We start from the raw sequence: 6,633 nt of genomic DNA on the forward strand, positions 1-6,633 counted from the left end.
ACACGCTGTCCGCGCCGTCCTCTTACCTTCTCCAGCCACCTAGGTGCAGCCATCTAGACACCGCGCCAAGGTGCTTCTGAGCCGCCCCGACTAGTAGAGCGACGCGACCCCGGCGATGTCGCCGTTGGCAGGCGAGCGCTTGAGCGTCTCGCCGCTGTAGCCGTAGGCGTACATGGTCTCGAAGCGATCACCGGCGGGATGGTCAAGTCCGTAGACGTGTCCGGCCTCATGGGTGGCGATGTTCTGGACGTCGTACTTGGCGACGCTTTCGTAGCAGCCGTCGCCTTCGGAGGCCGCCTGGAACCACGACACTCGGCTGTTGAGGATCATGTCGCTCTCGACCAGCCCGTCGCTCCAGCGCCAGGTATAGGTGATGGCGAGCGAGGACCCCGAGGTGCGACCGAACATGAGATCGTTCGTGCGGGTGGCGCTGGGCTTGGTGACGGTGCCGTCGCCCACCACCGTGATCCGGGGCACCGCGGTACCCCAGCCGTCGAAGGACGCCTGGAAGGCAGCGGTGACGTCGCCGAGATAGCCGGGCACCGAGGCCGTGTTCAAGTGGGCCGTGAGCGGCGCGCCGACCGTCCAGCCCGTGGTGGCGTACTGGCCCGACGCGAGTGCGTCGTTGGCGCAGTTCGCGGTGGCGCCCGCGCGCCCGCCCGCCTTGAAGACGTGGACTTGGATGAGCTTCGCCCTCGGGGCGGCCTCCGCGGGCGGCGTCAGGCCGAGCCCGACGGTGGTCATCGCCACAACGGTGGCCAGCTTGGCCCACATGGCAGTCTCCTCAGTGAGGTCGAGCGGTCGAGGGTAGGTCCCGGTCGGGTACCGCTGGTCAGTGTGACGCTGCACAAATCCGCCCACAATGGGCCAAAAGTACCAGTGTCGCTAGGACGCGCATGCGGCTGGCGGGGACCCGCAAGGGCCGAGGGCGCGGTGACGAACTAGCTCTCGAGCGTCCTCTCGAGCGTCCTCTCGAGCGCAAATATGGTCTGCGCATGTCGGTCGCGGCGATGCGTCGACGCTGACCGATTGCGAGAGAGCCGCTGACGAGCAGCTTTCGAGTCGGGAAGGCGGGATTTGAACCCGCGGCCTCAGCGTCCCGAACGCTGCGCGCTAACCAAGCTGCGCCACTTCCCGTGAGGTGTCGATCGTATCCGACCGGCTCCTACCGGCTGCCGCCGTTCACGGGGCCGGCGAGGCGACAGGGATGGTCGGAGGCAGGTGGGTGTCGTCGTGGTACGTGTCACCCGCGAGCAGCGCCGACATCGCCTTGCGCAGTCGCAGGGGATCGAGGGGCTTGACCAACCAGCCGTCGGCCTGCGATCGACGGGCGAGGAACACGTCGGGCCGACGGTCGAGCAGCATCAGCACGGGTACGTGTGGAAGGCGGTCCATCCCCTCCTCGAGGCGAATGTCGAGGCAGGCGGCCATACCGCCCATGTTGCCGATCTGCAGGTCGATCACGGCCAGATCGGGCACCCGCTCCTCCACCGCCGCGAGCAGCTGCTTTCCCGCCTCGAGCTCACGCACCGTGGCATCAGGGTCGGTGATGGCGGAGCGCACCTCGTCACGTACCGAAGCAGCGTCGCTGACGATCACGACGTCGGGCACGGCGGCCGAGGCTAGCGTCGACCGGTGACGGGTACCATCCGACGACGTCGCACCCGCGACTCCAGGAGGACACGTGCTTGAGATCCGGCTCGACGAAGGCGACGGCTACACGATCTGCCGCCCCGTCGGAGAGCTCGATGCTTATACGGTGGGCCAGTTCCGCGAGGCACTGGGCGAATTGGCGTCGAAGCCGAAGCTGCTCATCGACATGTCAGAGGTCCCGTTCGTCGACTCCGCGGGCCTCGGCGCGCTCATCGGCGGGATCCGGCGCGCCCGCGAGGGTGGCGGCGACGTCGCGGTGTGCTGCAACCGCCCGACGCTCGTGCGGCTGTTGCACACCACGGGCTTCGACCGCATCGTGACGGTGGCGGAGACGCTCGAGGAGGCGGCCGCGTCGCTCGGCGACGATCAGCCCGCGAACATGTAGCCGGCCACCTGGGCCAGGCCGTCGAGGTCGTGCACGTCGTCCCCGAGGAACGGCACGCGCACGGCCGGCGCCGGCGCCACTCGCGCCACCAAGGCCTCGACGTGGGCCTCCTCGCCGTCGGCGATGTTGCGGAAGTCGGCGAGGTTGGCGAACAGCCGCCCGAGGTCGGTGCCGTCGAGGGTGTGGGCGCGCGCCCGGTCGGCCTCGCTCCTCCCCCGTCCGAACCGCGGGTGCATACGGTTGACGACGAGCGCCTCGATCCCGATGTCGGACTCCGCGAGCTTTCGGGCGAAGAACATGGCCTCGTCGACGGCGTCGCGCCGAGGTGACGCCACGAGGACGAAAGCGGTCTCGGGGTCGGAGAGCAGGGTGCGCACGTGCAGCGCCCGCTGGCGGAAGCCGTCCTCCATGCCCTCGAACGCCTGAAAGAAGGCGACCGCGTCCTGCACGACCTCGGTGCCGATGACCCTCGAGACGGCCCGCAGGAAAGTCTGCGTGGCGACGTTGACGGCCTTCAGGTACGCACGCGTCGGCATCATCAACAGGCGGAAGAGGCGGTTGTCGAGGAAACGGGTGAGTCGCCGCGGCGCGTCGAGGAAGTCGAGCGCGTTCCGCGACGGCGGCGTGTCGACGACGATGAGGTCGAAGCGGCCCTCCTCGTGCAGCTCGTAGAGCTTCTCCATGGCCATGTACTCCTGGGTGCCGGAGAGCGCGCCCGCGATGTTCCGGTAGAAGCGGTTCTCGAGGATGCTCGCCGCCTGCCTCGCGTCGGGCGCGTAGTGGGCCACGAGCGCGTCGAAGGTGCTCTTGGTGTCGAGCATCATCGCCCACAGCTCGCCCTCGCCCTCGTCGTGGGCGTGGATGAGCGCGGGATCGTTGGTGAGGCCCTCGAGCCCGAGCGCGTCGGCGAGGCGCTTCGCGGGGTCGATGGTGACGACGACCGTGCGCCGGCCCCGGCGCGCGGCCTCGAGCGCGATGACAGCGGCGACCGTGGTCTTGCCGACGCCGCCGGTGCCGCAGCAGACGACGACACCGCGCGTGTTGACCAGCGAGGCGAGGGGCTGCGGCCCCTCGCTCATGCGATCACGTCCAGCGCCTCGATCTCGTGGGCCAGGGCGCCCGCCAGCCGGTCGATCTCGGTGAGCCCGAGGTCGGCTTCGAAGAGGAACGGCAGCCGGAGCTGCGGCAGCGGCAGCGCGGCCGCGAGGCGCTCGACCTGCTCGCGCTGGAGCGACTGGCGACCCCGGCGGAACCGCCCCGCGGCCCGGAGCATGTCGGCCTCGCCGGGGCGCAGCGACGTGCCCGCCGCCTCGGCCGCGTGCTCGGGGTCGACGTCGAGGCCGTCGAGCTCGGGGTAGATCCCGTTCACGACGACCGGCCCGAGGCTCACACCGACCCGGTCCTCCAGAGCGAAGGCGGTCTCGACCAGCTCGTTCACCGGCGTCTCCTCCGGGAGCGTGACGAGCACGACCTGACAGCGGCGACGGTCGGTCAGCAGCTCGAGCACGTCCTCCGCCTGAGCACGCACGGGACCGACGCGCACGGCGTCGAGCAGGCCGCGTGAGCTCATGAGGAACGTGATCGCGTGGCCCGCGGCCGGAGCGTCGAGCACGATGAGGTCGGCCGCGCCGGCCCGCTCGAGCTGCTTGACCTTGCCCAGCACCAGGATGTCCCTGATGCCGGGCGCCGCCGTCGCCACGACGTCGAGCGCGCCCGAGCGCACCAACCGCTTCGAGATCCGCCGCAGGCCGTGGTCCACCAGGTACTCGAGCAGGGCGTCGTCAGGAGTCAGCGTGCGCGCCCGCACCTCCGCCGCGCCCGCGCCTCCCGGGTGCAGCACGGTCTCCTGGTACGTGAGCTCGCCCGCGTCGAAGGTCGATGCGAGGCCGCTCTTGCCTTCCACCTCGACGATCAGCGTCGACAGCCCGGCGCCCGCGGCCATCCGCGCCAGCGCGGCGGTGACCGTCGTCTTGCCCACGCCTCCCTTCCCGGCCACGATGACCAGTCGGGTCTGGGAGCAGAACCCAGCAGGATCCAACCGTGTCCCTTCTCGGAGGTTTGTGCACCCGTTGCGAACACTAGCGAGCGTATTGCTCGCGTTCGGCGCCCTCCTGACGCTCCCGGCGCCGGCCGTCGCCGCCGCGGGCCGGGTCGACGTGATCGAGGTGACGGGGCTCATCGACCCGGTCGAGGTGGACTTCATCGCCGCGTCGCTCCGGGACGCGGAGCGCGCTCGGGTCGAGGCGTTGATCATCCAGCTGAACAGCGGGGGAGCCGTGGTCGCCGACTGGCGCCTCGATGCGCTGGTGCAGCGGCTCGCGAGCGCAAAGGTGCCCGTCGCGGTATGGGTGGGACCGAGCAGCGCCCGGGCCTCGGGCGGCGCGTTGCGCATCGCGGATGCGGCCGACGTCGTGGGCGTCGCGCCGGGCGCGCGGGCGAGCGTCGCGCCGCGCACGCGCGCCCGCGGCTCCGTGGGTGCGGCCGCCCGCGTCGACGCGCCGGTCCTCGGCGACTTCATCGTCGGGCTCGACGGGCTCCGGGTAGGCGGGCGCACCCTCGACACGGCGACGGTGGTGCGCACTTCGCAGGGGCCGCGCCGTCAGCCGGTCGGCGTCACGTTCTCCAAGCCCGCGCTGCTGCCCCGTCTCCTGCACACGGTGGCCAGCCCGTCGGTCGCCTACCTGCTGCTCGTCGCCGGCCTGGTGCTGATCGTCTTCGAGTTCTTCACCGTGGGCGTGGGGGTGGCCGGTGCGGTCGGCGCAGGATCGCTCATCCTGGCCCTCTACGGGTTGAGCGTGCTCCCCACTCGCCCGGTCTCCGCCGCGCTGCTCGCCGTGGGTGTCGCGGGCTTCGCCATCGACGTGCAGGCCGGCGCGCCGCGCACCTGGACGGTGATCGGCACCATCACGCTCCTGATCGGCTCGTTGCGGCTGTTCGACGGGCAGGTCGTCCCCTGGTGGACGGTCCTCCTCGTCGTCGGAGGAGTCGCGCTGCTGATGGTCGCGGGCATGCCCGCGATGCTGCGCGCCCGGTTCTCGACGCCGACCATCGGGCGCGAGTCGATGATCGGCGAGATGGGGGCGGCGGCGGCTGACGTCGACCCCGAGGGCACCGTCACGGTGCGGGGCGCGCTGTGGCGGGCCCGCACGAACCGCGCCACCCCGATCGTCGCGGGCGACGCCGTGCGGGTGGTGGCGATCGACGGCCTGCTGCTCGAGGTGGAGCCCGAGGAAGGTGGCGCCAAGGAGGCCCACCATTAAACGGTCGCTTCGCTCCCCCGGCCGGGGCCCCAACCCCGGCCTCCTCCGAGCGTGGGGCCCCAACCCCACGCCGGCCGTGCAAATGGCGCTTCGTTCCCCGCGATCCACCCCTTGTTCAAGCTGGTGGGACGGCTGTAGGGTCCGGGCGAGATCCGACCTGGGGGTGGGGGTTTCCCTCGTTGTGAGCAGCCAACGCGCCGAAGACCTGTGGCAGGACCGAGCGGCCTGTAAAGGTCCGCAGGCTGCTGTCTTCTTCCCGCCGCCGCATTTCGAGCGGAAGGACGAGAAGGAGGCGCGCGAGCAGCGGGCCAAGGCCATCTGCGCCACCTGCCCCGTACGCCGTCCCTGCCTCGACTACGCCATCTCGATCCGCGAGCCCCACGGGATCTGGGGCGGGCTGAACGAGCTGGAGCGGAAGTCGCTCCTCGGTACCCGGGTAGGTTAGGGGCCGCTCGCAAGGGTAACGTTGGTGCTCGCGATGGTGAGCACGCCGCAAACCGGTCAGAACCCCCACGAGGGCGACCGGCACGACCCCGCAGACCGCTCCGACCACCGCCTCGTCTGGAAGCGGACCACCGTCGAAGGCAGGCTGGCCCTCTACGGAGAGGCCGGCGAGGGCCTGCCCGTCGTGTTCCTCCACGGCTGGGGGCTCGGGCAGCATGCCTACCGGCGGCCGCTCAAGCGCCTGGTCCAACTGGGCTGCCACGTGTGGGCACCCGCCCTGCCCGGCTTCGGCGGCACCGCCGACCTGCCCGGCGACGACTTCTCGCTGGCCGGCTACGCGACCTGGCTCGACGAGTTCCTCCGGGTCGTCGACCTCGACGAGCCCGCGGTGGTCGTGGGCCACTCGTTCGGGGGCGGCGTCGCCATCAAGCTCGCGCACGACTTCCCGGAGCGCGTGCGTTCGCTCGTGCTCGTCAATTCGATCGGCGGCTCGGCGTGGGCGCACTCCGGATCGACCGTCCGCTCCATGGCCGAGCGGCCACTCTGGGACTGGGGGCTGCACTTCCCGAGCGACGTGCTGCTGATCCCTCAACTCGCCCGCGTGCTCCCGGTGATCCTGCAAGAAGCGGTGCCCAACCTGGTTCGCAACCCGCGTGCCCTCCTGCGCGTCGCCGACCTGGCGCGCCGGGCCGACCTCACGCTCGAGCTCGAGGCGCTGAAGGAGCGACGCCTGCCGGTCGTCGTGCTCTGGGGTGACAGCGACCGCATCATCCCGAAGCCCAGCTTCGACGCCCTGTGTCGCGCCATCGGCTCGGAGGGCGAGGTCGTGAACGGCAACCACTCGTGGCTGCTGGCCGACCCCGACAGCTTCGGCGAGGTCATGACGAACGT

8 protein-coding genes and 1 tRNA gene are annotated in these 6,633 nt (G+C 70.9%); 4 read left to right on the forward strand and 5 right to left on the reverse strand.

The window, feature by feature from the left end:
- Positions 1-90: 90 nt before the first annotated feature.
- The 3 genes from E6G06_10115 to E6G06_10125 all read right to left on the reverse strand — a co-directional run bounded on the left by E6G06_10115 (position 91) and on the right by E6G06_10125 (position 1,695).
- On the reverse strand, positions 91-774 hold the full coding sequence (locus E6G06_10115) for a matrixin family metalloprotease (protein ID TML91402.1): 684 nt from the start codon (positions 772-774) through the stop codon (positions 91-93).
- Positions 775-1,062: 288 nt separating this feature from the next.
- Positions 1,063-1,137, reverse strand: a tRNA-Pro gene (locus tag E6G06_10120).
- A 45-nt stretch (positions 1,138-1,182) separates the two neighbouring features.
- On the reverse strand, positions 1,183-1,695 hold the full coding sequence (locus E6G06_10125; GenBank protein ID TML91403.1) for a response regulator: 513 nt from the start codon (positions 1,693-1,695) through the stop codon (positions 1,183-1,185).
- On the opposite strand from E6G06_10125, the gene E6G06_10130 reads away from it, so the two are divergent.
- Positions 1,685-2,038 carry an STAS domain-containing protein gene (locus tag E6G06_10130; protein TML91404.1) on the forward strand — a complete coding sequence of 118 codons (354 nt, stop codon included), beginning with the start codon at positions 1,685-1,687 and terminating at the stop codon, positions 2,036-2,038. The two genes, E6G06_10125 and E6G06_10130, sit on opposite strands and share 11 nt — an antisense overlap.
- On the opposite strand, the gene E6G06_10135 is transcribed toward E6G06_10130, so the two are convergent.
- Positions 2,020-3,117 carry an ArsA family ATPase gene (locus E6G06_10135; GenBank protein ID TML91405.1) on the reverse strand — a complete coding sequence of 366 codons (1,098 nt, stop codon included), beginning with the start codon at positions 3,115-3,117 and terminating at the stop codon, positions 2,020-2,022. The genes E6G06_10130 and E6G06_10135 overlap by 19 nt on opposite strands.
- On the reverse strand, positions 3,114-4,292 hold the full coding sequence (locus E6G06_10140) for an ArsA family ATPase (GenBank protein ID TML91406.1): 1,179 nt from the start codon (positions 4,290-4,292) through the stop codon (positions 3,114-3,116). Before E6G06_10140 ends, E6G06_10135 begins: the two co-directional genes overlap by 4 nt.
- Between E6G06_10140 and E6G06_10145 the strand changes: the two genes are divergently transcribed.
- The 3 genes from E6G06_10145 to E6G06_10155 form a co-directional block, all read left to right on the forward strand.
- Positions 4,285-5,298 (forward strand): hypothetical protein, encoded by a 1,014-nt coding sequence (locus E6G06_10145; GenBank protein ID TML91407.1) that lies wholly within the window; start codon positions 4,285-4,287, stop codon positions 5,296-5,298. The two genes, E6G06_10140 and E6G06_10145, sit on opposite strands and share 8 nt — an antisense overlap.
- Positions 5,299-5,380: 82 nt before the next feature.
- Positions 5,381-5,743 carry a WhiB family transcriptional regulator gene (locus E6G06_10150; GenBank protein TML91408.1) on the forward strand — a complete coding sequence of 121 codons (363 nt, stop codon included), beginning with the start codon at positions 5,381-5,383 and terminating at the stop codon, positions 5,741-5,743.
- Between the two features lie 33 nt (positions 5,744-5,776).
- Positions 5,777-6,633, forward strand: an 857-nt coding sequence (locus tag E6G06_10155; GenBank protein TML91477.1) for an alpha/beta hydrolase, incomplete at its 3' end; no start/stop codon positions are given.

It is taken from the genome of Actinomycetota bacterium, from assembly GCA_005888325.1.
Classification (GTDB): Bacteria; Actinomycetota; Acidimicrobiia; order Acidimicrobiales; family AC-14; genus AC-14.

Excerpts from the sequence above, each read along its gene's own strand:
- E6G06_10115 (TML91402.1), bottom strand. The coding sequence starts at position 774 with ATGTGGGCCAAGCTGGCCACCGTTGTGGCGATGACCACCGTCGGGCTC.
- E6G06_10135 (TML91405.1), bottom strand. The coding sequence starts at position 3,117 with ATGAGCGAGGGGCCGCAGCCCCTCGCCTCGCTGGTCAACACGCGCGGT.
- E6G06_10140 (TML91406.1), bottom strand. The coding sequence starts at position 4,292 with ATGATCAACGCCTCGACCCGAGCGCGCTCCGCGTCCCGGAGCGACGCG.
- E6G06_10150 (TML91408.1), top strand. The coding sequence starts at position 5,381 with ATGGCGCTTCGTTCCCCGCGATCCACCCCTTGTTCAAGCTGGTGGGAC.